This is a genomic window from Caballeronia zhejiangensis, from assembly GCF_000698575.1.
GTDB classification, from domain to species: domain Bacteria; phylum Pseudomonadota; class Gammaproteobacteria; order Burkholderiales; family Burkholderiaceae; genus Caballeronia; species Caballeronia zhejiangensis.
Window position 1 is genome coordinate 349,187 of sequence record NZ_JFHD01000003.1, and the last position, 24,982, is coordinate 374,168.

Genomic DNA, 24,982 nt, shown 5'->3' on the forward strand with positions numbered 1-24,982 from the left:
CCCGTGAACAGAATTACTTCAGCAAAGGCTTCTTGCCGTCGTAATAGCCCGCTTTCTTCAGGATGTCCTCGGTCTTCTGACCGATGGTCTGCGCGCCCTCCTTCACCGTCACCTGGCCGAGCATCATCTTGCTGCCCCATTCGCCGATAACTTCTGAAATCGCCGGCCACTCCGGGAAGCGCGGACGATAATCCGGCACGCCGCCCTGCCACGATTCGACCATCGGCTTCACGAACGGATACTTGTCCTGCACGGCCTTGTCCTCATAGATCGCCATGCGCGCCGGCACGCCGCCCGCTTCGAGATAAGGCTTCGCCATGGCTTCGGACGTGATCCATTGAATGAAGAGCCACGACGCGGCCTGCTTCTTCGCATTCGACTTCGCGTTCACTGCAAGCGAGAAGCCGCCGAGCGCGGGCTTAAGTCCGGCCGGTCCCTTCGGTTCGGTCGTGATCGCGAGACAGTTGCCGATCTTCGACTTGCTCGGATCGGTGAGCGTCGGATAGAACGCGGACCATTCGGTAATCATCGCGACCTGTCCTTGCGCAAGCGCGTTGACCGCTTCGGCGTGATCGAAGTCGACGATGCCCGGCGGCATGTACTTCATCAGCTTCTGCCGATATTCGAGGCCCGCCTGCGATTGCGGCGACATCAGATTCGACTTGAAGTTCGCATCGAGAAGCGACCCGCCGTTCGGCCACAGCACGCGCATGAAGCTATCGGCCGACTGCGTTTCGCCTCGCCGCGATTGCAGCGCGAACGCGAACTTGTCGCCCTTCGTGAGCTTCGGCGCGTAGGTGTTGAGCAAGTCGTCCCAGGTCTTCGGCGGCTCGTCGAAGCCCGCGTCCTTCAACATGCACTTGTTGTAGAACATCAGGCCCGAGTAGTTATCGAACGGCAGGCCGTAGGTGACCTTGTCCCACGAGCCGAACGAATCGAGCAGGATCGGAAAGAAGCCCTTCAGGTTGAGATTCGGATCCGCGAGCTTCGGATCGTCGGTGAACTTCTTGATCGGCACGAGCCACTTGTTGCTCGCGAATTCGCCGATCCACACGACGTCCACGAGCACGATGTCCTGGTCGCCGCCGCCGACGAAGTTGAGCACTTCCTTTTCGCGCGTATTCTCATAGGGAATCACTTCCCAGCGCACCTTGATGCCCGTTTCCTTTTCGAACTGCGGAATGAGTTGCTGCGCGGCCTTGTAGCCGGGACGATCGAGAAAGATGGCCTTGATCGTGGTGCCCGAATACGGCTGCGCCGCTTCCTTCAGAGTCCAGGCCTGCGCGTTCGATGTTGCGAACGCCGCGCTCGCCGTGAGGAGCGCGACTGCCGCGGCGTGTTTGATCGGACCGGCTTGCATGGCCGGAATGAAGCGCTTCTTCATGCCTGTCTCCTTGGTATTTTTCGAGCGGATACGGCTTCTCTGGTGCGTTCCTTCGTGATCCCTGGTGCGCGTCGTTTCACTTGTAATTTCGGTTTTACAATTGTATATTTTGGCGCGAACAGCTTGTCAAGAACAAATTCGACGACGCATCGGATGCTGCGCTGCCGCAGCAGCAAACGGGAGACAACGCATGAGCGCAGTTCATTTGCAGCAGATCGGCAAGGCATTCGCTGGCGTCGACGTGCTGAAGGGCGTCGACATAGAAGTGACCGATCGCGAGTTCATGGTTTTCGTCGGTCCTTCGGGATGCGGAAAGTCGACCTTGCTTCGCACCATCGCCGGACTCGAACGCTGCGACTCAGGGCAAGTACTGATTGGCGGCGAGGACGTCACCGAACTCGAGCCTTCGCAACGCGGCGTCGCGATGGTGTTTCAGTCGTATGCGCTTTATCCGCACATGTCGGTGTACGAGAACATCGCGTTCGGTTTGCGCATGCTCAAGTTGCCCGAAGCGCAGATCAAGGAACGCGTGCATCGCGCGGCCGAGATCTTGCAGATCGGCCAGTTGCTCGAACGGCGTCCGCGCGCGCTGTCGGGCGGGCAGCGTCAGCGCGTGGCGATCGGCCGGTCCATCGTACGCGAGCCGAAAGTCTTTCTCTTCGACGAGCCGCTCTCCAATCTCGACGCCGCATTGCGCGTGCAGATGCGCCTCGAACTCATCAAGCTGCACAAGCAGCTCAATGCGACGATGATCTACGTCACGCACGATCAGACCGAAGCGATGACGATGGCCGATCGCATCGTCGTGCTGAATCATGGACGCGTCGAACAGATCGGCTCGCCGCTGGAGCTGTATCGCACGCCGCACAATCGCTTCGTCGCGGGTTTCATCGGCTCGCCGAAAATGAACTTCATGGATGTGCGCGTGATGCGCGTGGATGCTATGGGCGTCACCATCGAATTGCCGGGCGGCGAGTCGTTGACGCTGCCGTTCGCGGCTTCGTCCGTGCACGCGGGCGAGACGCTTACGCTTGGCATCCGGCCCGAGCATTTCGTCGAATCGGGCGGCGGCGATATCGACAGCGGCCTTGCAGGCGAAGTCATGGTGATCGAGCATCTCGGCGGCGAGACGCTGCTGCATGTCCGTTTGCCGAACGAACTCGTGATTCAGGTGAAAGGCTCGGGCGAATCGACGGCCGTCGAAGGACAGCGCCTGAACGCGGGCTTCAGCATTCGCCATGTGCATCTGTTCCGCGAGGATGGCAGCGCGCTGGAACGCATGCGCCCTGTCGCCGAAACCGCGACCGCCTGACGGTCGACGTCGCGGAAAGACTGTCGTAAGCGAAGACAGCGGCATACCCATGCTCATCGACCGGCGGTCGCCTGTGCGGAAGCGCCGCGTGTCCCATTTTTGGTGCGCGCCGCCGTTCGCAGCGATCATTTTCCCGGCGCCGGCACTAGTCGGGATTACAAATGTTCCGGAATCGCTATATACAAAACTGCAAAACGCCATGCCGATGCAGCGCAATATGTGCTTGCGTTATGTGCGCCAGCCCACACAGACCATCACGCGTTACGGTTGCGTACGTGACTAGGGATGGCTGAACGATGCGTCCACACGCAAGCGCAAACGCTCCCCTTAAGAGGCAAACGTTGTCTCCAAGGGGCTCACCGAATTTACTTGGATTGGACGACGCGCGATCATAGTTTCTGGCACGACTCGTGCAACCGCTTCCACGACCAACTGGGAGGGATGGCTAGAGCATGAAAAGAACGACACACGGCTCGCCTGTCGCGAAAGCCGCGCCGGAGTCAGATCATGCATTCAGGCATCGCATACTCGAAGGCCTAAAGGCCGGAGAATTCTGCATCGCCTATCAGGGAATCTACCGAGTCCACGGCGGCGAACTCGCGCAAATGGAAGCGCTCATTCGCTGGCGTCATCCGGAATACGGCGTATTGCTGCCAGGCGCATTCAGCGAGGCGTTCAAGGACGCCGACATCATGCGCGAACTGACATGGTTCGTGCTGGACGCGGTCGCGTCCGAAATTGGCGAGTGGCGCGAAAGTGGCGGCGCACACTATTCGGTCGCCGTGAACGTCCCGCCATCGGTCGCGGCGTTGCCGGGCTTCGCCGAGCGGATGGAATCGATTTGCCGCGCGCACGACATCACGCCCGATTGCATCGAACTCGAACTGCTGGAAAGCGAGGATCTCGCGCGCATGCCGGCGATGCGCAAGGTCGTGCGGCGTCTCAAGAACAAGGGCGTGAGCGTCGCGATGGACGATTTCGGCACCGGCTATTCATGTCTCGCCGCGCTCGGACCGATCGACTTCGGCACCGTCAAGATCGCGAAGGAACTGCTCGCCGAAGCGCCGCGCTGCCCGAACGCGTGTCTGGTCTTTTCGTCGGTGCTCACGCTTCTTACGCGGCTGAAGGTGGCGATCGTCGTCGAAGGTGTGGAAACGGCCGCGCAGGCGCAATGGATTGCGCAGTGGCCGCACGTGCTCGCGCAGGGTTTCTTTCTCGCGCGACCCGCGTTCGGCATCGGTAATGTGCCGGGCGCGCTCATCGGCCGGCCGGGGACGCGGCGCAAAGAACAGCAGACCATTCGGCTCGCGGATGCAGCATGAGGAACTGAAGCGTTTCTGGCAGCCCTCGTAAAAGCCAGGACTTCGCCGACGCGTGCATGCGTCGGCGTTTTTTTGCCTTAAATCCGCGTGCGCGTCAAATCGGTCTTCGGCGCGCTCAGCTTCAGCCCGGCAATCGCCGCACGCGTGCCAGCATCGACCGGCAGTCCCCATCGCTCGAAGAAATCCGTCAGATCGAGATTGGCCGCCATGCACGCACGCAGCACGAAGCGTTGCACTTCGTTCTGGTCGCCGCCTTCATCCTCCGTCAGCGGATGCCGCCGATACAGCTTGTGCAGCCGCGCATAGAAGCCGTTGCCGAGTGCGCGGCGCAACTGCTCGTACATGACGAGCCTGATCCAGAGCGCTTCCGATGGCATCGGAAACGACGCATCGTCGAGAAAATTGCGTGACGGCTGCGCGAAATACTGCGCCGCGAGATCGATGCGATTCTTCTTGCCGCGCGCATCGACGACTTGCAGCAGCGGCGAAGGCATCGGCGTGCCGAGGCGTTCCAGCGCATGCAGCGAATAGACGTTCACCGTCGTCTCCGTCACGCCCGGCCATGTCCAGTCCCATTGCTGATACATGTGTCCCATCTCGTGCCATACGCCCCATTCGTCGGCTTTCGCGGGCTTGAGCAAGGTCTCGGCCGCGCTATTGAGCGGCAGGCCGATCATGTAGTACGTCGCGTAGAGATACGTGTTCTGCAACTCGGCGTGGGTCGAAATCGCGTCCTGCACGAAATGCACGCGCAACGGCGACGGCGCATCGAGTGCTTCCGTGCCATCGAGTCCGGACAGTTCGTCGTGATAGCCCATGATGCGCTCGACATAATCGAGCAATGCGGCCGGATCCGCTGCGCCCGACTTGTCGTACATGGCGCGCGCGACGGTGAACATCGTGCGCTTGCCGACCATCTCGACGAGCGGCGCATCCGCATGACGCTGCAGCATCGCGCGCCATTCGGCGGGCGTCGTCGCACCTTCGACATAGAACGGCACCGGCTTGCCGCCTTCGCGCACGATGACATCGATCGACGTACGTGGCCGCTCGTTGTATCCGCTGTCGATGTATTCGAAGTAGAGCAAGCCATCGCGCGATGCGACGAACGCGTTGCGTCCTTCGGTCGCGAGGATCGTTTGCGGATCGCCCGCGGCTTGCCGCCGATAGAAGCCGTTCTTGTTGCCGACCATGACGATGAGGCCATCGGGACCATCGTCGGCGAGACCGTTCACATCGATCACGACGGTTTCGCCCTTCGACACATACAGCCCCGACGGATGATAGTCAGTCCAGCGAAAACCGCCGAGCCGTTCGGCCTCGATCGCATCGGGTGCATACGCGCTCAAGTGATAGCGCCTGCCGATGTTGTCGTAAGTCGAGCGCGCCGAAGCATCGAGCGTGCGATACGCATGATCGCCGCCATCGCTTCCGGTCTTGTACAGACGCCACTGTCCGGCCTGCGCACTGACTTCGACGGACGCACCGTCGCGCAACGCATGATGCCCGACGACGAGTCCCGTCTTCGTGCCGGTGGCCGCGATGGTCACGACGTTCGCATCGGCTTCGATGCTCCAGTTCTGCCGCGCATCGCCCGATGGCGCTTCGAGCTCGACACGCGCGCCGAGCGTCACGTAACGTCCATATAGCTTCGAGTAAAGACGAAAGCCGCTGCCTTCCTTGTCGATGGTCCAGATCTGGCTCGCGGCGCGTTCGGGCGTCCACTCGGACTGCACGAGCGCGATCGTGCCATCGCGTTGCACTTGCGCGGTCAGCGCCTTGAAAGTTGCATTCGAAACGATATAGAAGTCGCCTTCCTCGACTTTCGCGCCTGCGCCGTAAGGCACCTGCATCGCCCCGGTCTTCGATGCGAAACGCGATACCCGCACCGCGTCGTGCGGATAAAACGTCACGGGCGCGTAGTAGCGCGATGCCGCGTGTGCGTCGCACAGGGCGAAGATCAACAGCCATGACCGCCATCGCATGCGTGGCCTCCCCGATACATCGGCCGTATTCCGGCTCTTCGTCGCATATCTGGAACTTGCGCCTGATGCCGAGATACTGCCGTATCCCGCCGTCGGCGTCGAGCCCGGACATCACGCGATTGCCGCATCATGCGTCGCGCGCTTTGCGATCAACGCGATCTCGTCGTATCGACTGCCTTAATGACGCGGATGGCGTTTTCCGCGTCGTCCCGGAACAAGCGTCCGATTACGGCGTCGATGCGGGCGCCGGCTTGCCCGCCTTCTGCGCATTGATCTTCGACTGCGCGTTTTGCAGATTCTGCGGATAGTTGGTCTGCTCGCCAGCGGGGTTGTAGCCGTCCTGCTCGAGTTGCTTCAGCTCGGCGTTCTTCTTCGCGCGCGCTTCCTTTCGCTGGGCTTTCTTGATCTGCTTCGGCGTGGATGCGGCCGTGTCTTGCGCCTGCGCGATGGGCATCGAGACGAAAGCGGCGACGGACAGCGCGAGGACGGCCAACGGTGCGGTGCGTTTGTTCATGATCGATCTTCTCCGGATGGATGGCGGCGCTGGACAACGACGCTTGCGGACAACGTTAAAGCAATCGGCGATCCAAGCGCGGATGAATCACCGATCGACGATACGGCTCAGATTGCCGCGCACGCGTTGCAGAAGCGCGATCAATTGCTCGCTTTCCTGCCGGCTGAAGCCCGCGAGCGCTTCTGCTGCGATCTCGTCGCCGACGCGCCGCGCGCGGTCGAGCGCCTTCTCCGCCTTCGCGGTCATGCGAACCTGACGCTCGCGACGATCGTCGGGATTCGGGCGGCGCTCGATCCAGCCGCCCTCTTCCATGCGATCGAGCAGACGGCCGGCGGAAATCGGCGCGACTTCCAGCAGCTCGGCGAGCCGCGCCTGATTGACCTCGCCGTAATGCGAGAGATACGCGAGCACGCGGCATTGCGCGCGCGTCAGATTGAGCGATGACTTCGCCAGCACGTCGAAGCGGTTGCCGCACAGGCGGTCCACGTCCGCGACCAGAAAGCCGAAGCGTTTGTCGAGTTGGGTTTCCATCGCGCGATTATATGTAACGCCTTTCGATGCGCGCATCTCGTGTACACCCGGTAATTGACCGCATTGCGCGAGATCGCGGCCGCTCTATAATAAGCCTGCTTATCATCATCGTACTTACAAAAGCCGCCGCCTTGCGGCCACGTCCATGTCCCTCGAAGTCCCCACGGAACGCGCCGCAGCGCCATTGAACCGCGGCATGCTGACTGTCTCGATCATGCTCGCCACGCTGATCCAGACGCTCGACAGCACCATCGCGAACGTCGCGCTGCCGCATATGCAGGGCACGCTGTCGGCGTCCCAGGACGAAATCACCTGGGTGCTGACCTCGTATATCGTCGCCGCCGCGATCGCTACGCCGCTCACTGGCTGGCTCTCGGACCAGTTGAGCGTGAAGAAGCTGCTGTGTATTTCGATTGCGGGTTTCACCGTCGCGTCGGCGTTTTGCGGGCTGTCGGAGACGCTCACGCAGATCGTCGCGTCGCGGCTGTTGCAGGGCGTGTTCGGGGCGTCGCTCGTGCCGCTGTCGCAATCGATCCTGCTCGACATCAATCCACGCGAGAAACAGGGCCAGGCGATGGCCGTCTGGGGCATGGGGGTGATGGTCGGTCCGATTCTCGGTCCGACGCTCGGTGGCTGGCTCACGGACAGCTACAACTGGCGCTGGGTCTTTTTCATCAACGTGCCGATCGGTGCGTTCGCGCTCTTCGGCGTAGTGACGTTTCTGCCCGCGCAGATCGCGCGCCGCGCGGTGAAGTTCGACGCGTTCGGCTTCGCGACGCTCGGCCTTGCGATCGGCGCGTTCCAAGCGATGCTCGATCGCGGCGAACAACTCGACTGGTTCGGATCGATGGAAATCCGCATCGAGGCGATTCTCGCGGCGCTGAGTTTCGTGTTCTTCATCGCGCATACGGCGACGGCCGGGTCGCGCTCGTTCTTCAAATATCAGTTGCTGAAGGACCGCAACTTCGCGACCGGAACGTGCTTCATCTTCGTGATCGGCGCGGTGATGTACGCGACGCGCGCGCTGTTGCCGCCGATGTTGCAGAACCTGATGAACTATCCGGTCGCGACGACAGGCCTCGTCACGGCGCCGAGCGGCGCGGGCACGATGATCGCGATGCTCGTCGCCGGACGCCTGCTGAAGCACATCGATGCGCGTGTCCTGCTGCTGTCGGGATTTCTGATTTCGGCGTTCGCGCTCTGGCAGATGATGCATTACACGATCGTGCTGTCGGCATCGGATATCGTTTGGCCGGGCGTGATTCAGGGCTTCGGGCTGGGACTCGTGTTCGTGCCGCTGTCGGCGCTGACGTTTTCGACGCTCACGCCCGAGTTGCGCGCGGATGGCACCGCGACTTACAGCCTGATGCGCAATATCGGCAGCAGTATCGGTATTTCGATCGTGCAGACGCTGATGACGCGCAACACGCAGGTCGCCCACGCGGACCTCGCCGCGCAAGTGACGCCGTTCAATCCGGCGATGCAGCCGATGCTGTCCGGCGGCTCGATGACGGACATGGCGATGCTCAATCAAACGATCACGCAGCAGGCTTCGATGATTGCTTATCTCAACGACTTCAAGCTGATGTTTGTCGCGACGTTGTTGGTGGTGCCGTTGCTGCTGCTGATCCGGCCGGCGAAGAAGGCCGCGGCGGAGGAGTCGGTGGCGCATGCGGCGATGGATTGAGGTTCGTGTTTGCGTCTTTTGTGTGGCTTTCCCTCGGGCTCGTTTCGTGAAATCCTGATTTCACAGGATTCCACGACCAAAAATCAAACACCGACAGCAGCCTTCTCCAGCATCCCCCCAAACGCATCCGCCGACAAAGGCATCGCCAGCAAGAACCCCTGCATCTCATCGCACATCATGTCCTGCAAGCGATCGAGCTGCGACCCGGTCTCGACGCCTTCCGCCACGACATCCATATCGAGCGAATGCGCGAGCGCAATAATCGCCGATACGATCGCGCGCCCCTCCTGCCCGTTCTCATCCAGCCCGTTCGTGAAGAACCGATCGATCTTCAACTGCTTCGCGCGAAACCGCTGCAAATACGCGAGGCTCGAATATCCGGTGCCGAAATCGTCGATTGCGATCTCGAAACCATTCTCCTGAAACGCGCGAATCATCTCGATGGTGCGCGGCGCGTCCTGCATCGCCACCGACTCGGTGATCTCGAACATGATCTGCTCGCTCTCGACGCCTTCCTCGCGCACGATCGTCATGATGTTCGCGACAAGATCCGCCTCGTGCATCTGCCGCGGCGACAGGTTGATCGCCACCTTCACCGGCGGACGCCCTTCCGCGCGCCAACGCGACATGTGCCGGCACGTTTCGCGCACGACCCAGTATCCGATCTGCACGATCTGTCCGGAACGCTCCGCGATCGGGATGAACTCGAGCGGCGTCAACGTGCCGATCTCCGGATGATCCAGCCGGATCAACGCTTCCGCGCCCGCCAGTTCGCCGCTTTTGCCTCGGAACTTCGGCTGAAACAGAAGATAGAAATGGCCGCCATTCAGCGCCTCGTGCAACGCCTGCTGAATCTGCAGCGTCCGCACCGCCGCCTCGTTCATGCTCGCCTCGAAGAAGCGATAGGTGCTGCGCCCGCCGCGCTTCGCTTCGTACATCGCGACGTCCGCGTGCTTGAGCAGCGATTCGACGCTGTCGCCATCCTGCGAAAAGAGCGCAATGCCGATGCTCGGCATCACCTGCAACGGATGACTCCCGACGACGAGTCCCTTTTTCATCGTATCGAGGATGCGTTCGGCCATCTTCTCGGCATCCGTCGGCGCGTGCAGGTGTTCGAGCATCACGACGAACTCGTCGCCGCCCAGACGCGCCACCGTGTCGCCGCCGCGCACGCATTCCTGCAGACGTCGCGCGAATGCCTTCAGCACTTCGTCGCCGACCGTATGGCCCAACGAGTCGTTGATCGTCTTGAAGCCATCCAGGTCCATGAAGAGAATCGCGAAACGGCTGTCGCTGTGACGCGCGTTTCGGATCGCGCGATCGATGCGCTCGTTCATCGTGCGGCGGTTCGGCAGGTCCGTCAGCGTATCGAAGGTCGCCATGCGTACGATCTGCCCGTTCAGCCGCGACACCGAACCTGCAAGCAGCGCCGTGCGCGCATCGAAGCGCGACAGCACGAGCGTGATAATCAGAATGGTCAGCGTGAATAGCACGACAGTCGTCGCGAGCCAGCGCGAGTCGATGTCGTTGGCCGCGCCGCAGATCGAGCCCGGCAGAAACTCCGCCGCCGCGTTGCCCGTGTAGTGCATGCCGGTGATCGCGAGGCCCATCACCAGCGCCGACCCGAGTCGCTTGGCGAGCACGTTCGTCTGGTTCGCATCCGAGAGCGTATGGGCGATCCACAACGCCGCCCCCGATGCGACCACCGCAATCACGATCGACGCCGCGAACAGCAGCGGATCGTACGTGATCGCGGGCTGCATCCGCATCGCGGCATCGCCCGTGTAGTGCATCGCCGCGATGCCCGCGCCCATCAAGAGACTGCTCGCGACGAGGCGCTTCATCGTCAGACGCCTGCTCGTAATGACGAGCAGCGCGAAGAACGACACGAGCACCGCGATGCCGAGCGACCCGGCGGTGATCTTCAGGTCATAGCCGAGCGGGATAGGCAATTCGAACGCGAGTACGCCGATGAAATGCATCGACCAGATGCCGATGCCCATCGACGCCGCACCGCCCGCGAGCCAGACGTGCCGCGTGCGCGACTGCGCAAGCGATGCGATGCGGCCCGAGATATCGAGCGCAGTAAAGGAAGCGAGCGTGGCGACTACGAGCGATGCCGCGACCAGCCAAAAGTTATAGGTGCCGTGCATGATTGCCGTAGACCGAGAGACCCGTTTGCGTGAGCGTCTTATCGGCTTTCGTCAGGCGATCTTTAGGCCAAGATGAGAAATATTCGCAACACGGAATGCGCGAAAGTCAAAGCTGCGGATCGAGCAGCGCGGCCACGCGCTCCAGCAGCTTCTCGGTGAGCGAACGGCGGCGCCAGTCTTCGAACGTGATGCGTTTCGCGCGGGCGACGTCGTCATCGAAAATCGCCGTTTGCTGGCGCGCGAAGTCGCGGTCGTAGATGTTCAGATTGGCTTCGTCGTTCAGCTTGAAGGAGCGGCTGTCGAAATTCGTCGAGCCGACCGACACCAGGTACTCATCGACGACGATCAGCTTGCAGTGGAACATCGTCGGCTGATATTCGAACATTTCGACGCCCGCCGCGAGCAGGTCGCCCCAGCACGCGCGCGATGCCTCGCGCACCGTATGCGTGTCGATGCGCTTGCCCGGCGTGATGATGCGAACCCGCACGCCGCGCCGCGCCGCCTCGACGATCGCGTTGATCGTCAGCTTGTCCGGCACGAAGTACGCGCTCGACAAGTGGATGGAACGCGTCGCCGCGGTGATCGCCATGAGGTACATCAGCTGCATGTCGTCGCTGCCGCCGGACGGCGAGCTGCTGAACATGTGCGCGAAGCCGTCGCCCGCATCGTCGATGTCAGGAAAATAGCGCGGGCCGTGCAGCACGTTGCCCGTCGTCTTGATCCAGTTGTCCATGAACACGGCCTGCATCTGCCCGACGGCCGGGCCTTCGACGCGAAAATGCGTGTCGCGCCAGTGCTTCTCGTCCTGCGCGTGTCCGGTCCATTCCTCGGCAATGCCGACGCCGCCCGTGAAGCCGATGCGCCCGTCGATTACGAGCAGCTTGCGGTGCGTGCGGTCGTTCATGCGGCCGAGCCCGGTCCAGTGCGGCTTGTGATACTGGATCACTTCCGCGCCCGCGTCGCGCAGCATGCGCAGATAGCGCTTGTCCATCTTCGACGTGCCGACCCAGTCGAGCAGCACATGCACCGATACGCCCGCCCGAGCCTTGTCGGAGAGCGCCTGCGCGATTTGCTCGCCGATCGCGCCCGACCAGTAGATGAAGGTTTCGAAGGTGATCGTCTCTCGCGCCGCGCGAATGCCTTCGAGCATCGACGGGAAAATCTCGTCGCCGTTCACGAGCACCTCGAAGCGGTTGCCGCCGACCACGGGCGGACCGAGCAGCAAGCCCATCGAACGGAGAAACTGCGGGTCGTCGCTCGCGTACAGCCGTTCGATCCTGTGCTCGATCTTCTTTTCGCCGCTCGTCAGATTCGCGATCACCAACACGACGACGAGCGTCACGACAACGGTCAGGACAATCAGGGCAATCGTCGGCATGCGCGGCCTCGCGAAGCGAACATTCGTCCGGATTCTAGTGCAAGCACGTTCCGGACCGCGCAACGGCCGCCGCTTCCCTTAGCTCTTCGCCGGCATCCAGCCCTGCTCCTGGCCGAGCTTGGCGATCTGCTTGGCGATGGTGTCGCCGAGGCGCTTTTCATCGGACGACACATCCGCGTGCTTCGTCTCCGACACCGCGTGCAGCCCGCCCGACACCGCGAGCGATGTCGCGACGTGCCCCGCCGCCGCGCCGACGCCCGCCATTTCCGCGACGCCCGGCGCGTGGCCGCTGTCGGCTTTCGCGTCGAATTGTTCGAGCAGTTGCGGCACGCCGTTCGCGGGCTTGAGGACGACCTGCACCGTCGCGCCGACCTTGCTTTCGCCCGCGCCGAGGCCGATCACCATGCGGCGGCGGCGATTGCCCGCATCGATCGTATTGATGCTTCCTTCGACGACGAGCACGCTCCGATCTTGCGGCGGCGGCACGTCGGCGCGGATCGCGGGGAGACCCATCGATTGCAGTTTGGCGACGATTTCGTTCGCGACTTCCTCGCGCGCCGCGATGGCGTCTTGCGTCTGCTTCCGCGCTTGCGAATCGCCGGACATCGCCGAGCCGAGCTTCGAAATCAGGCCGTGATTGTCGAGCTTGACGTCGTTCGCATCGCTGGCGAATGCGTAGACGTAGATCGCGTCGGGGCGCACGGCGGGCGCAGCCGCGACGGTCTGCACGTACTGCCCGTACTGATTCGATGCCTGCGCCGGATTGCTCGCGCATCCCGCAAGCAGCGCCGTGCCGACGACGAAACCGGCGAGCGCCGCGCCGCGCACTTTCTTGAACAAGTTGATCGAGCTGGACATGTTGCACCTCCTGTGTGGATTCGTGGATGCGTGACACGGCTCGGTTCTCGCTGCTGCATCTGCTTCGTTTCACGCTGGACGCAACTATGGACGATGACCGCGGCGGAAGCCATCGAGCATTTATGTCGCGGGGTTTCACGGGCGGCGAACGCTTGCCGGACGCGGCTTCAGCAACGTACTGCGCTTATGGCTAACATCCCGGAACGCGTCGTGGCGAAATCGCCGGCGCATTCCGCCAACCCAATCGAAGGAGCAGACATGGATCTCAAGATCGGCAACAAGCTCGCGCTGGTATCCGGATCGACGAAGGGCATCGGACATGCCATTGCCGTGGCGCTCGCGCGTGAAGGCGCGCGCGTGATCATCAACGGCCGTTCGCAGGCGTCTGTCGATGCGGCGCTGGCTAAACTGCGCGAACTCGTGCCCAACGCACAGGGCGAAGGCTTCGCCGGCGACGTCTCCGACGCAGCGCAAGTCGACGCGCTCGTGAAGCGCTTTCCGCACGTCGATATTCTCGTGAACAACATGGGCATCTTCGATCCGAAGCCGTTCGAAGAGATTCCCGACGACGAATGGCTGCGCTTTTTCAACACCAACGTGATGTCGGGCGTGCGCCTGTCGCGCGCGTATCTGCCGAAGATGAAGGAGAAGAACTGGGGCCGCGTCGTGTTCATCAGCAGCGAGAGCGGCATTCAGATTCCCGTCGAGATGATTCATTACGGCGTGACCAAATCGGCGCAGATTTCGCTCGCGCGCGGCCTCGCGGAAACCTGCGCGGGCACCGGCGTGACCGTCAATTCGGTGCTGCCGGGGCCGACGAGCTCCGAAGGCGTCACCGAGTTCGTCGAGAAACTGTCGGGCGGCAAGAGCTTCGGCGAATTCGAGAAGCAGTTCTTCGAAGAAGCGCGGCCCACGTCGATTCTCAAGCGCTTCATCACGCCCGAGGAAATCGGCAGCATGGTGGCGTACGTGTGCTCGGAGCTTTCATCGGCGACGAACGGCGCGGCGTTGCGCGCGGATGGCGGCGTCGTGCGCGCGGCGTTCTGAGCGCGCTAGGCCTTCAACGACGACGCCAGCTCCAGCGCCGCAACGATAGCCGCGACGGTTTTTTCGCGCGCGGCTTCGTCGTTCTGGCGCAGCGCGTAGGACGGGTGATACGTCGCGACGACCAGCTTGTCCCGATACGGCACGACGCGCCCGACATGCGCCGAAAGCGTCGCGCGCCGTCCGAAAAGCGCGGCCAACGCGGTCGCGCCGAGCGTGACGATCACCTTCGCGCCGACGTCATGCAGTTCCTGTTCGAGCCAGTACGAACAGGCTTCGACCTCCTGCTGCGCGGGCGTCTTGTGCAGACGGCGCTTGCCGCGCGGCTCCCATTTGAAGTGCTTCACCGCGTTGGTCAGATAGACGTGCTCGCGCACGACGCCGGCACGCTGCATCGCGTCCTGAAGCAGTTGCCCGGCCGGTCCGACGAACGGCTCGCCCTTCAGATCCTCCTGATCGCCGGGCTGTTCGCCGAGCAGCATGATGCGCGCATCGGACGGACCGGCGCCATGCACCGCCTGCGTCGCGTTGCGCCACAGATCGCAGCGGCGGCAAGTATCGAGCGATGTGGGCGCGTCCCGCTCCGGCTGCGCTGCGAGCGCATCGACCTGAACCGCCTTGCCGCCGAGCGCGCCGACGTTTTGCGCCTGCGCGACGCGTCGCGCGCCGCCGCGCGCATCGCTGACGAGCTTCGGGATCAGTGCGCCTTCCGGCAGCCCTTTCCAGAAACGCACCGGCATATGCTGTTCGAGCGCGGATTCGTTCAGTCGCGCCGGATTGAAGATGCTGCGGTAGTAGGTCATCCAGAGCGCTTCGGCGGCATCCGGCAAGACCGCCGCATGATCCGACGCCAGCGCGCGGCCGCGCTCCAGTTGCAGGCGCTCGCCGTCGAACATCGCGGCGCCGTCGGGCGTTGCGATGAGCCACGTCGAGCGTCCCATGCGCGCGGCGAAATGCTCCGCGCCCCACGCGAGCACGTCGTGATCCGGCTCGTACCACGCGACGAATTCCGGCGCGCCGAGCGACGCGTCGCGCTGCCGGAAGCGCACATACGCGATCATGTCGTGCTGCGCGCGGCGCACCGCCTTCGCCATCTTGTAGAGGCGCGCGCCGTCTTCATCGGCGGGCGATGCCACCGAGCGGTCGCCCTGCGCCCAGCGCCACAGCACGCGATATAAAAAGCTCCAGCGGCGCGCGTCGCGAAAATGCGCGGCGTCTTTCAGCAGCGATGCGAGTTCGCGCGACACGCGGATAGGCGGCGCATCCGCTGCCTTCGCCGCTTTCGCCGATCGCGCCGACTCGTTGAACAACGCCGGCTCCGCCTGAGCCGTACGCCAGTCGATCGATTCGGGCGGGAGCTTTTGCGCGAGCGCATCGAGCGCGGCGACGCGCCAGGCGTCGAATTCGTCGTCGATGGCGATGACGTGCATCAGATCAGCGAAAGCTGCACCGGGCCGGTCGCGAGCGCGCGCCGCAGACTGTCCGAAGGCGCTTCGTCGAGCGGCGGCCGGTAATCCGCCGTGACGACGAACGGCTTCACCTTGTCCATGCCGCAGCGCAGCCGCACGAGATCGTGATAGCGCACGCGCCGCTCGCGCCGCAACTCCACGATGCGCTTCGCGTTGCGCATGCCGATGCCCGGCACGCGCGCGATCATGCGCGCGGGCGCGGCGTTCAGATCGACGGGAAAGCGCTCGCGATGCGCAAGCGCCCACGCGAGTTTCGGATCGACATCGAGCGGAAGATTGCCGGCATCGCCGAGCAGTTCGGCGGCGGCGAAACCGTAGCCGCGCATCAGAAAATCCGCCTGATACAGCCGATGCTCGCGCAAGAGCGGCGGCGCTTTCGACGGCACGCCCGAGGGGCTGTCAGGAATCGGGCTGAACGCCGAGTAATACACGCGCTTTAGCTGATAAGAGCCGTACAGCGTTTCGGCGGTGCCGAGGATCGTGCGGTCGTCGGTTTCATCGGCGCCGACGATCATCTGCGTGCTCTGCCCCGCCGGCGCGAACTTCGGCGCGCGCGGCTCCGCTTCCGATTCCTCGCGCGCGACGCGGATGTTGCCCATCGCCAGCTTGATCGTGCGGCCGCTCTTTTCCGGCGCGAGCCGCTCGAGGCTGATTTCCGTCGGCAATTCGATGTTCACGCTCAGACGGTCGGCATAGCGTCCCGCTTGCGCGATGAGTTCGGGATCGGCATCGGGAATCGTCTTCAGATGGATGTAGCCGCGAAATCCGTGCTTCTCACGCAGCAATTTCGCGACGAGGACGAGCTGCTCCATCGTGTAGTTCGACGAACGAATCACTCCGGAACTGAGAAACAACCCGTCGATGTAATTGCGACGGTAGAAATCCAGCGTGAGCGTAACAACTTCTTCCGGCGTGAAGCGCGCACGCGGCACGTTACTGGACCGGCGATTGATGCAGTACCGGCAGTCGTACAGACAAAAGTTCGTCAGCAAAATCTTGAGCAGCGAGACGCAGCGCCCGTCGGGCGTGAAGCTGTGGCAGATGCCGGAGCCGGTGCTCGCGCCGAGGCCATCGATGCCGCGCGACTCGCGTTTGGGCGCGCCGCCGCTCGCACACGACGCGTCGTATTTGGCGGCGTCGGCGAGAATTTCGAGCTTTTCGGAGAGATCCATCTTGATTATGATACTGTATGTTTATACAGTATCTCACGAGAGGCGCGGAGTCAAAGGTAATCACGGCATCGCACGCTTCGCGCCTGCCCTCGCAATCTCTTTCGGAGCCTTTCATGCGATTCGACTACAAGACGTTTCACATCGACTGCACCGCCCATCACGACGAAGACGGCAGCTACTACGCGCACGCACGCATCACGCGTCCGGCGGACGAGCGCACCGCGCATGCGGAAGTATTCGAATCCGGCGAGCTGGATGCGTTCGCGAGCGAGTCGGATGCCGTCCATTGCGCGCGGGCGTGGGCCATCGAGTGGTGTGACGAGGCGACTGCATGACAATTCGATTTCTTCCCGCGGCACGGTGATTGCGCAATGTAATCTGCGACGCCGCAGCTTTGCGCAAGGCGGCGCGCATCGAGATCATTGATCAACGGGAGGAAACCATGAAGAACGCAAAGAGAAGTTTGATTGTGTCGGCCATGATTCTGGGCTTGTCGGGCGCGGCATTCGCGCAAGGCGCGGGCGGCGGTGCCGGCGGCGGCGGCGCGGGTGGCGCAGGCGCGGGTGGCGGCACGGCGGGCGGCAACGGGGCCGGTCAGGGCGGCACCGGAATGGGCACGCCGAACAGCAACGGTGTAACCGGCTCGACGTCGGGCGCATCGGGCTCGAACACGATGGATTCGTCCAAGGGCAGCAGCAAGATGCACAAGAAGGGCAGCTCGGGATCGAACATGTCGAGCGGCACCTCCGGCAAGTCGGAATAAACGTATTGAGTTTCCGCATTTCGGCGCGCCCGGACTTTCGCAAGTCCGGGCGCGTTTTTCGTGCTTCTTCTTTAAACCCGCACGCCTATCCCCACCAAGGTATCCCTGCCAGATAGGGATTTCTCGCGCCTTCCCATCGCCGTAAGGTAATCCCCGAGCGCCATTCGTCGCGCCCGGTGCGTCGTCATTTGTCGCGTCGGACGAAGCGAGCCCGCGCTCGATCCATTCATCCGTCCATCGGCAAAGCGGCAAGGAGTCCGAGACTCGCGTTCCCGGCTGCTTGTGCATTCGTTTCAAGGAGCTGGAACATGAAGGCAAAGATCAACCCGAAATTTCTCGCGATGATGGCAGCATGCGCGGTCGTGTCAGGAATCGGTGTCGCGCACGCGCAAGGCATGCCCGCCGATGCGCAGCAACTCGTCCAGACGATGCGCCCGATGTACATGTCGCAGGCCATGCCCGATGAATCTCAGACGCAAACCGCCGCGACGCCGCAACAAGCCTCCGGCGGCGACTCCGCGTATGGCGGCATGAAGCCCGCCTCCGCGAGCGGACATCGCGATAGCGACTGCAGCCCGGCGAACTGCAACGTTTTCTTCGGTCAGTAGGCGCGACGCCTTATTCCGTGTGAGTCGTCCAGGCGAATGTCGCGCTGACCGACTCGCCCGGTTCCAGCACCGCGCCGCCCTTCGCGGCGCGGTCGACATCGAGATTGACCCAGTCCGCCACGTTGCTCACCGGCTCAACGCAGAGCAAATCGGGATGCGACTTCGGTGCATACACCACCAGGGCATCGAACGGCGCTTGCGCGCTGAGCGCGACCGCGCGGCGTTCGTCGGGCCACGCGATCGTCGCCGTGCGCGACCAACCGGCGAAGTTGTTGTCGAGATCGAAGGCATCGGCGGACATGCCTTCTTGCGACGCCATCGCATCGACGCACGGATGCGCGCCCGCATGCGTCGGCAGCAGATCGGGCGTGCTGTGCCACATCGACGCGACGCGTGCGTGAACGCGCGTATTGCGCGTGCGCGGATAGTACGGGTGATGTCCCATGCCGAACGGCATCGGCCGATCGGACAGGTTGCGCGCGGAGAGCGTCACGCTTAGCGTGTGGTCATCGAGCGCGATGTCCTGCGTCGCCTCGTATGCGAACGGCCAGTGACGCGCGGCATCGCGCGAGGGTTCGTGCAAAAAATGCAGACGCGCGCGGGCGTCCGACACATCGCCGACACGCCACGGCAAGCGCCACGCGTTGCCGTGCAGCGCGTGCGCAAAGGCGTTGCCGTCGCCGGAAAGATCGATGAGCGCACCGTCGAACACGAAGCGCGCTTCGCGGATGCGATTGCAGTACGGCAGGAGCGGAAAGCTCGCCATGCCGAGCGGATCGCGTGCGGCCAGCGCGGCGGGCGTCGCGGGACGCAACCAGTCGATCGTACGTCCGTCGCGCGTTTCGTCGAAGGCCGCGATCGATCCGCCCACGTGCGGCGCAAGCAGCACGCGCCGCGCGCCATGACGCAGTTCGACGAGCGGATCGGACGGCGCGGCGCTCAATATGCAAACTGCCGATAGCTTTCGTCGAAGGTGCGCGCCGTCGTTTCCACCTGAGGATTGAAGCGCAGCAGCCGCCGCGCGCGCGGAGGCAACGCGGCGAAGACGTCGCGCGGCACGTCGATATGCACCTCGGGCCGGAAATACCACGCGCGGCTGTAGCCGATCACGACCATCGGACGCGGCTCGCCGATGAGATTCGGCGTACCGCGATGCAGGCCGCGCACATCGCGAATCATCACGTCGCCGACTTTCATCGGCACGCGCTCGGCGGGGAAGCGCCCTGCTTCGAGACCGGCCAGCGCCTCATCGCGCGACATGCGATGCGTGCCACGCGTCGTTTCGAGCGGACCGTTGCGGTCATCGACATCGACGAGCGGGAAATTCACCGCGAGCTGGAACGAAGGCGTTTCCGGCGCATCGTCGAAGAGCGGCGGCGTATCGCGATGCCAGTCCTGGAACTCTGAACCGAGCACCGGCGTGTCGGTGGCGAGCTGGCACATCACCGGATCGCGCCCGGCCACGCGTTCGACGATCCCGACGATGTCTTCATCGCAGAAGACCGACGGGTCCGCGAACTCGCCTTCGAACGGCAGCGTGACGTAATAGCGGCCCGGTCCGCGATTGCCGCTCGCCGACGCCTCGCGCGCTGCATCGACGTGCGGTTGCAGAAGCGGCGCGAACGCATCGCGCCATGCGTCGATCGTCGCGCGCGGGAAATGATCGCGCAGCAGGACGAAGCCGTCTCGTTCGAACGCTTCGGCGAGCGCGTCTCGCGCGCTCTCGTCGTACTTGCCCATGCACTTTCTCCTCGTTGCGAGTGCGAAAACAGAATCGCATGCGTGTAATCCGCTCGTCAATATTATTAGTAATAACCAGTGAAAACCCTGAGCAGAAATGACCAATAAAAACGTGCTTTCCGCGTCGTTCATCACTAATATTAGTGGCAAGTTTCTCCGGCCCGCGAGACAGGTTTCGCGCAGAGTTCAGCCGCCCGGCGCGGCACGCACAATGAAAAAATCCACGCAACGCCGCCCGACGATGACCGACATCGCGAAGCTCACCGGAGTCTCGCAATCGACGGTCTCGCTCGTGCTGAACAACGCAAGCGGCGCGAAGTTCTCCGACACCACGCGCGACAAGGTGCTGCGCGCCGCGCAAGATCTCGGCTATCGCATGACGCAGCGCGAACCGGTCGCCGCGCTCGATAGCCAGCGCGAGCGCAATCTGATCGTCTATCTCGCCGACGAAATTTCGACGAGCCCGCATCCGGTCGTGAGCATCGACGGCGCGCGGGACGCGGCCTTCGCCAACGGGCGCATGCTCGCCGTCTATTCGACGCACGGCAATGCGGAGATCGAGGCGCGCGTGCTCGACGCGACGCTCGGCAATCCGAACGTGCTCGGCGTGATCTACGCGACGGTCTATACCCGCCGCGTCACGCTGCCGGCCGTGCTCGCCAAGGTGCCGACCGTGCTGCTCAACTGCTACACGAGCGATGCGAGCGTGTCCTCTGTGGTGCCGGCGGAAGTCGCGGGCGGGCACACCGCGACGGATCATCTGCTGGCCGCGGGGCACAAGCGCATTGGCTATATCAACGGCGAGCCGTGGCAGGACGCGGCGCGCGATCGTCTGAAGGGCTATCGGACCGCGCTCGCCACAGCCGATCTGCCGTTCGCGCCGGAACTGGTGCGCGAAGGGGACTGGAGTCCCGACACCGGTTTCGAACAGACGCTCTCGCTAATGCGCGAGCCGAATCCGCCGACCGCGATCTTTTGCGCGAACGACCTGATGGCGCTCGGCGCGATCGAGGCGTTGAAGCAGCTCGGACTGCGCGTGCCCGACGATGTATCCGTGCTCGGCTACGACGATCAGGAAATCGCGCGGCATACGCATCCGCCGCTTTCGACCGTCGTGCTGCCGAACTATGAGCTAGGGCGCTGGGCAGTCGAGACGCTGCTGCAGGAAGAAGAGAACCGGGCCGCGGGCGCACCCGTTCGGCGTCGCACCGTGAAGCTGGACGGACCGCTGATCGAGCGCGGCTCCGTCGCGGAAAACACCGAGGCCAAACAGTTGGCCATTAATAATATTAGCGATTGATCGTTAATGAAATGCGCTGAAGCAATCGCCGCATTCGCACGGAACGCGGTACGCAGTTTGACTCTCGCAGCAGGCAGACCGGGCAACACCAAGCATCGGCGTCATCAGAAAAAGCCTAACCATTCAATGGAGGAAGACATGCTGTCATTAGATAAGAAATCGCGCCTGGGCCTGCGCCCGCTCGCTGCCGCACTGACCGCCCTGACCGCACTCACGCTCGCGGCCGGCTTCACCGCCGCCCACGCCGCCGACGACGGCCTGCCGAAGATCCCGAACAAGAAGCCGTTGAAGGTCGGCTTTGCGCAGACCGAGAGCAATAATCCGTGGCGTCTCGCGGAGACGAAGAGCTTCAAGGACATCGCGGCGAAATGCGGCTGGCAGATGGTCATGACCGACGCCAACAGTTCCGCGGCGAAGCAGGTCTCGGACATCCAGAGCATGATCGCGCAGCACGTCGATCTGCTCGTCTTCCCGCCGCGCGAGGAAAAGCCGCTCGTGCCGGTCGTGATGCAGGCGAAGAAAGCGGGCATTCCCGTGATTCTGGTCGACCGCAACATCGATCAGTCGATGGCGAAGGCGGGCAAGGACTACATCACGTTCATCGGCTCGGACTTCATCGATCAGGGTCAGCGCGCCGCCGACTGGCTCGTGAAGGCGACCAACGGCAAGGCGACCATCATCGAGCTGGAAGGCTCGACGGGCGCGTCCGCCGCGAACGATCGCAAGAAAGGCTTCGACGATGTCATCGCGAAGAATCCCGGCATGAAGATCGTTGCGTCGCAAAGCGGCGACTTCGCGCGCGACAAGGGCCGTCAGGTGATGGAGACGCTCTTGCAGGCGCATCCCGACGTGACCGCGGTCTACGCGCACAACGACGAAATGGCGCTCGGCGCGATCGCGGCGATCAAGGCGGCGGGCAAGCAGCCGGGCAAGGATATCGTTCTCGTGACGATCGACGGCACCAAGGGCGGCCTCGAAGCGATCAAGGCGGGCGAGCTCGGCGCGAGCGTGCAATCCAGCCCGTTCTTCGGACCGCTCGCATGCGACGTCGCGCAGAAGTACGCGAAGGGCGAAACGGTGCCGCCGTGGGTGAAGGTCTCGGATCGCTTCTACGACAAGAGCAACGTCGACGCAAGCATGCAGTACGGGTACTGAGCGAAGTGTGTGTGTGACTTGCGGGCGTCTGATCGGAGGCGCTCGCTTTTTCATTTCGACGGATATCACGCATGGCTCAGACTCCCCTTCTCGACATGCAGGACATCGATATCGCGTTCGGCGGCGTCGCTGCGTTGAAGCGCGCGCGCCTGACCGTCGCAGCAGGCGAAGTGCACGCGCTCATCGGCCAGAACGGCGCGGGCAAGTCCACGCTCATCAAGATTCTCACGGGCGCGTATCGCAAGAGCGCGGGCACGATTCGCTTCGATGGCCGCGAAGTCGATTTCCGCACGCCGAAGGAAGCGCGCGAAGCGGGCATCAGCACGATCTATCAGGAGATCAATCTCGTGCCTTTCCGCTCCGTCGCGGAAAACATCTTTCTCGGGCGCGAGCCGCGCCGTTTCGGTCTCATCGACTGGAAGATAGTGCAACGGCGTGCGAGCGAATTGCTCGAATCGTTCGGATTGCGTATCGATGTGAGAAAGCCCGTGCGCGACTATTCCACCGCGATTCAGCAGATGGTCGCGCTCGCGCGCGCGGTGTCGTCGGATGCGAAGATGGTCATCATGGATGAATCGACGTCCTCGCTCGACGAGCGCGAAGTCGAGCTGCTCTTCACCGTCGTGCGCCGCTTGCGCGACGACGGGCGCGCGGTCATCTTCGTCTCGCATCGGCTCGATGAACTCTATGCGCTGTGCGATCGCGTCACGGTGATGCGCGACGGCCAGACCGTCGCTGAAAACACGATGCAGCAGATGGACAAGCTGAAGCTCGTCACGACGATGCTCGGCCGCACGCTCGCCGCCGTCGTGCATGAAGACAGCGCGGTGAAGGAAGCGAATCTCGCGAAGCGCGGTCCGGTCGCGCTCGCGGCGCAAGGGCTCGCGGCGGGCGCGAAGGTCACGGACGTATCGCTCGATGTTCACGCGGGCGAAGCGGTCGGCCTCGCGGGCCTGCTCGGCTCGGGCCGCACGGAAACGATGCGCCTGCTCTTCGGCGCGGATCGCCCGGCGAAAGGAACGCTCGATATAAACGGCGAGCCAGCATCGTTCAAATCGCCGAAAGATGCGATCGCGCGCGGCGTCGCGTATCTGACGGAAGATCGCAAGGCCGAAGGCATCGTGCCGGAGCTTTCCGTGCGCGACAACCTCACGCTCGTCTGCCTGCCTGCGCTGACGAAACGCGGCGTCGTCGATGTCGCGAAGCAGCGCGAGATCGTCGATGGCTTCATCGAATCGCTCGGCATCAAGCTACGCTCGCCCGATCAGCCGATACGCGAACTTTCCGGCGGCAATCAGCAGAAGGTGCTGCTCGCGCGCTGGCTCGCGACGCACCCTCGCCTCTTGCTGCTCGACGAGCCCACGCGCGGCATCGACGTGGGCGCGAAAGCCGACGTCGCGAAGATCGTGCGCGAATTGCGCGATGCCGGCATGGCGGTGCTGCTGTCCGCATCGGAACTGGAAGAACTCACGGCAGTGGCGGATCGCGCAGTCGTGATCCGCGACGGCGAAACGGTCGCGCAACTAGACGGCGCGCAGATGAACGAGGCGTCGATCATGGATGCGATCGCGTATGGCGCGGGCGCCGAGTCGACGCTCGCCGAGGCGGTAGAGGAAGCGAAACATGATCGATGATACGCAACGGGCCGCGCCGATCGTGCAGGCATCGGCAAAGAAGAAGCGTGGCGTGGCGATTCAGCGCGAAGTCGCCGTGCTGCTCGCGATGATCGTCTTCAATCTGATCTTCACGCAGCACTTCGTTTCGCTGCAGACGTTCAACGTGAATCTCACGCAAGTGGTGACGATCGTGATCGTCGGCATCGGCATGACGCTCGTCGTCGCGACGGGCGGCATCGACCTGTCCGTGGGCGCGTCGATGGCGATAGCCGGTGCGCTCGCGCCGATGCTCTTCATGAACATCGACGGGCCGCTCGGCATCGTGCTTGCGTTCACGCTGCCGATCGTCGCCGCCGCGTTATGCGGCGTCTTCAACGGCTTTCTCGTGACGCGACTGAACGTGCAGCCGATCGTCGCGACGCTCGTGCTCTTCATCGCGGGCCGCGGCATCGCGCAAGTCGTCACCGATGGGAGCCTTCAGGCGTTCACGAATCCCGCGTTTCAATGGATCGCGCTCGGCAAGATCGCGGGCGTGCCGTTCCAGATTCTCCTGATGCTCGTGCTCGTCGCACTCTTTACGTGGATCGTGCGCAAGACGCTGTTCGGCAAGTTCCTGCTCGTGACGGGCGGCAATGAGGACGCCGCGTATCTCTCGGGCATTCCGACCGCGCGCGTGAAGATGATCGCGTACACCGTATGCGCGGCGCTCGCCGGGCTAGCCGGGCTGATTTCGATCTCGGTGAATTCGTCGTCGGATGCGAATGTCGTCGGTCTCGGCGTGGAGCTCGATGCGATCGCGGCGGTCGCGGTCGGCGGCACCGCGTTGACGGGCGGCAAGGCGTATATCACGGGCACGCTGATCGGCGCGCTCATCATCCAGTTGCTGCGTTATACGCTGCTCGCGCACGGCATTCCGGATGCCGCCGCGCTGGTGCTGAAGGCCGCGATCATCATCGTCGCGGTGTACGTGCAACGCAAGCGAGGTTGAACG

Annotated in this window: 23 protein-coding genes; 12 read left to right on the plus strand and 11 right to left on the minus strand. The window is 63.2% G+C overall.

What is annotated here, in order from left to right; translation table 11 throughout:
- Window positions 1-13: 13 nt before the first annotated feature.
- Window positions 14-1,384: an ABC transporter substrate-binding protein gene (locus BG60_RS07535; protein WP_034470991.1), complete on the minus strand. Its 1,371-nt coding sequence runs from the start codon at window positions 1,382-1,384 to the stop codon at window positions 14-16.
- Between the two features lie 190 nt (window positions 1,385-1,574).
- On the opposite strand from BG60_RS07535, the gene BG60_RS07540 reads away from it, so the two are divergent.
- A complete protein-coding gene (locus tag BG60_RS07540) occupies window positions 1,575-2,696 on the plus strand; it encodes an ABC transporter ATP-binding protein (RefSeq protein ID WP_008347770.1) in 1,122 nt (373 codons plus the stop codon).
- A gap of 452 nt (window positions 2,697-3,148) precedes the next feature.
- Window positions 3,149-4,018, plus strand: a complete 870-nt coding sequence (locus tag BG60_RS07545; protein ID WP_008347768.1) for an EAL domain-containing protein — start codon at window positions 3,149-3,151, stop codon at window positions 4,016-4,018.
- Between the two features lie 77 nt (window positions 4,019-4,095).
- Here the strand turns inward: BG60_RS07545 and BG60_RS07550 are convergent, their stop codons facing one another.
- Complete coding sequence (locus BG60_RS07550) at window positions 4,096-6,003, minus strand: M60 family metallopeptidase (protein WP_008347767.1); 1,908 nt, start codon at window positions 6,001-6,003, stop codon at window positions 4,096-4,098.
- Between BG60_RS07550 and BG60_RS07555 the strand changes: the two genes are divergently transcribed.
- The gene (locus tag BG60_RS07555; RefSeq protein ID WP_008347765.1) at window positions 6,002-6,184 is read left to right on the plus strand and encodes a hypothetical protein; all 183 of its coding nucleotides are present in this window, start codon (window positions 6,002-6,004) and stop codon (window positions 6,182-6,184) included. The genes BG60_RS07550 and BG60_RS07555 overlap by 2 nt on opposite strands.
- A 45-nt stretch (window positions 6,185-6,229) precedes the next feature.
- On the opposite strand, the gene BG60_RS07560 is transcribed toward BG60_RS07555, so the two are convergent.
- On the minus strand, window positions 6,230-6,517 hold the full coding sequence (locus BG60_RS07560; RefSeq protein WP_034470994.1) for a DUF4148 domain-containing protein: 288 nt from the start codon (window positions 6,515-6,517) through the stop codon (window positions 6,230-6,232).
- 87 nt (window positions 6,518-6,604) lie between these two features.
- Window positions 6,605-7,048: a MarR family winged helix-turn-helix transcriptional regulator gene (locus BG60_RS07565; RefSeq protein WP_008347760.1), complete on the minus strand. Its 444-nt coding sequence runs from the start codon at window positions 7,046-7,048 to the stop codon at window positions 6,605-6,607.
- A 145-nt stretch (window positions 7,049-7,193) separates the two neighbouring features.
- Here BG60_RS07565 and BG60_RS07570 point away from each other — a divergent pair, with 145 nt between their 5' ends.
- A complete protein-coding gene (locus BG60_RS07570) occupies window positions 7,194-8,735 on the plus strand; it encodes a DHA2 family efflux MFS transporter permease subunit (protein WP_033536180.1) in 1,542 nt (513 codons plus the stop codon).
- An 83-nt stretch (window positions 8,736-8,818) separates the two neighbouring features.
- On the opposite strand, the gene BG60_RS07575 is transcribed toward BG60_RS07570, so the two are convergent.
- The 3 genes from BG60_RS07575 to BG60_RS07585 form a co-directional block, all read right to left on the minus strand.
- A complete protein-coding gene (locus tag BG60_RS07575; RefSeq protein ID WP_008347756.1) occupies window positions 8,819-10,888 on the minus strand; it encodes a putative bifunctional diguanylate cyclase/phosphodiesterase in 2,070 nt (689 codons plus the stop codon).
- Between the two features lie 106 nt (window positions 10,889-10,994).
- The gene (gene cls / locus BG60_RS07580) at window positions 10,995-12,266 is read right to left on the minus strand and encodes a cardiolipin synthase (RefSeq protein WP_008347754.1); all 1,272 of its coding nucleotides are present in this window, start codon (window positions 12,264-12,266) and stop codon (window positions 10,995-10,997) included.
- A gap of 78 nt (window positions 12,267-12,344) precedes the next feature.
- Entirely contained in the window at window positions 12,345-13,124 is a 780-nt protein-coding gene (locus tag BG60_RS07585) for a DUF4410 domain-containing protein (protein WP_008347752.1), read from the minus strand.
- 258 nt (window positions 13,125-13,382) lie between these two features.
- Between BG60_RS07585 and BG60_RS07590 the strand changes: the two genes are divergently transcribed.
- Window positions 13,383-14,171 carry an SDR family NAD(P)-dependent oxidoreductase gene (locus BG60_RS07590; RefSeq protein WP_008347750.1) on the plus strand — a complete coding sequence of 263 codons (789 nt, stop codon included), beginning with the start codon at window positions 13,383-13,385 and terminating at the stop codon, window positions 14,169-14,171.
- A 5-nt stretch (window positions 14,172-14,176) separates the two neighbouring features.
- Here the strand turns inward: BG60_RS07590 and BG60_RS07595 are convergent, their stop codons facing one another.
- Both BG60_RS07595 and BG60_RS07600 read right to left on the minus strand, forming a co-directional pair.
- On the minus strand, window positions 14,177-15,598 hold the full coding sequence (locus BG60_RS07595) for a UdgX family uracil-DNA binding protein (protein WP_034470996.1): 1,422 nt from the start codon (window positions 15,596-15,598) through the stop codon (window positions 14,177-14,179).
- The gene (locus BG60_RS07600) at window positions 15,598-16,809 is read right to left on the minus strand and encodes a putative DNA modification/repair radical SAM protein (protein WP_008347746.1); all 1,212 of its coding nucleotides are present in this window, start codon (window positions 16,807-16,809) and stop codon (window positions 15,598-15,600) included. Before BG60_RS07600 ends, BG60_RS07595 begins: the two co-directional genes overlap by 1 nt.
- Window positions 16,810-16,922: 113 nt before the next feature.
- Here BG60_RS07600 and BG60_RS07605 point away from each other — a divergent pair, with 113 nt between their 5' ends.
- The 3 genes from BG60_RS07605 (at window position 16,923) to BG60_RS07615 (ending at window position 18,180) form a co-directional block, all read left to right on the plus strand.
- The gene (locus BG60_RS07605; protein WP_008347744.1) at window positions 16,923-17,144 is read left to right on the plus strand and encodes a hypothetical protein; all 222 of its coding nucleotides are present in this window, start codon (window positions 16,923-16,925) and stop codon (window positions 17,142-17,144) included.
- Window positions 17,145-17,251: 107 nt separating this feature from the next.
- Window positions 17,252-17,572: a hypothetical protein gene (locus tag BG60_RS38680; RefSeq protein WP_033536253.1), complete on the plus strand. Its 321-nt coding sequence runs from the start codon at window positions 17,252-17,254 to the stop codon at window positions 17,570-17,572.
- A 308-nt stretch (window positions 17,573-17,880) separates the two neighbouring features.
- Complete coding sequence (locus BG60_RS07615) at window positions 17,881-18,180, plus strand: hypothetical protein (protein ID WP_008347741.1); 300 nt, start codon at window positions 17,881-17,883, stop codon at window positions 18,178-18,180.
- 10 nt (window positions 18,181-18,190) lie between these two features.
- Here the strand turns inward: BG60_RS07615 and BG60_RS07620 are convergent, their stop codons facing one another.
- Window positions 18,191-19,123: an aldose 1-epimerase gene (locus BG60_RS07620; RefSeq protein ID WP_008347740.1), complete on the minus strand. Its 933-nt coding sequence runs from the start codon at window positions 19,121-19,123 to the stop codon at window positions 18,191-18,193.
- The gene (locus tag BG60_RS07625; RefSeq protein WP_008347737.1) at window positions 19,120-19,920 is read right to left on the minus strand and encodes a phytanoyl-CoA dioxygenase family protein; all 801 of its coding nucleotides are present in this window, start codon (window positions 19,918-19,920) and stop codon (window positions 19,120-19,122) included. Before BG60_RS07625 ends, BG60_RS07620 begins: the two co-directional genes overlap by 4 nt.
- A gap of 211 nt (window positions 19,921-20,131) precedes the next feature.
- Between BG60_RS07625 and BG60_RS07630 the strand changes: the two genes are divergently transcribed.
- From BG60_RS07630 to BG60_RS07645, 4 genes are all read left to right on the plus strand, one after another.
- Window positions 20,132-21,220: a LacI family DNA-binding transcriptional regulator gene (locus BG60_RS07630; RefSeq protein WP_008347735.1), complete on the plus strand. Its 1,089-nt coding sequence runs from the start codon at window positions 20,132-20,134 to the stop codon at window positions 21,218-21,220.
- Between the two features lie 138 nt (window positions 21,221-21,358).
- A complete protein-coding gene (locus BG60_RS07635) occupies window positions 21,359-22,375 on the plus strand; it encodes an ABC transporter substrate-binding protein (protein ID WP_008347733.1) in 1,017 nt (338 codons plus the stop codon).
- Window positions 22,376-22,446: 71 nt separating this feature from the next.
- Window positions 22,447-24,009 (plus strand): sugar ABC transporter ATP-binding protein, encoded by a 1,563-nt coding sequence (locus tag BG60_RS07640; protein WP_008347732.1) that lies wholly within the window; start codon window positions 22,447-22,449, stop codon window positions 24,007-24,009.
- The gene (locus BG60_RS07645; protein ID WP_008347730.1) at window positions 23,999-24,979 is read left to right on the plus strand and encodes an ABC transporter permease; all 981 of its coding nucleotides are present in this window, start codon (window positions 23,999-24,001) and stop codon (window positions 24,977-24,979) included. The genes BG60_RS07640 and BG60_RS07645 overlap by 11 nt, the downstream gene beginning before the upstream one ends.
- The last annotated feature ends 3 nt before the right edge of the window (window positions 24,980-24,982 follow it).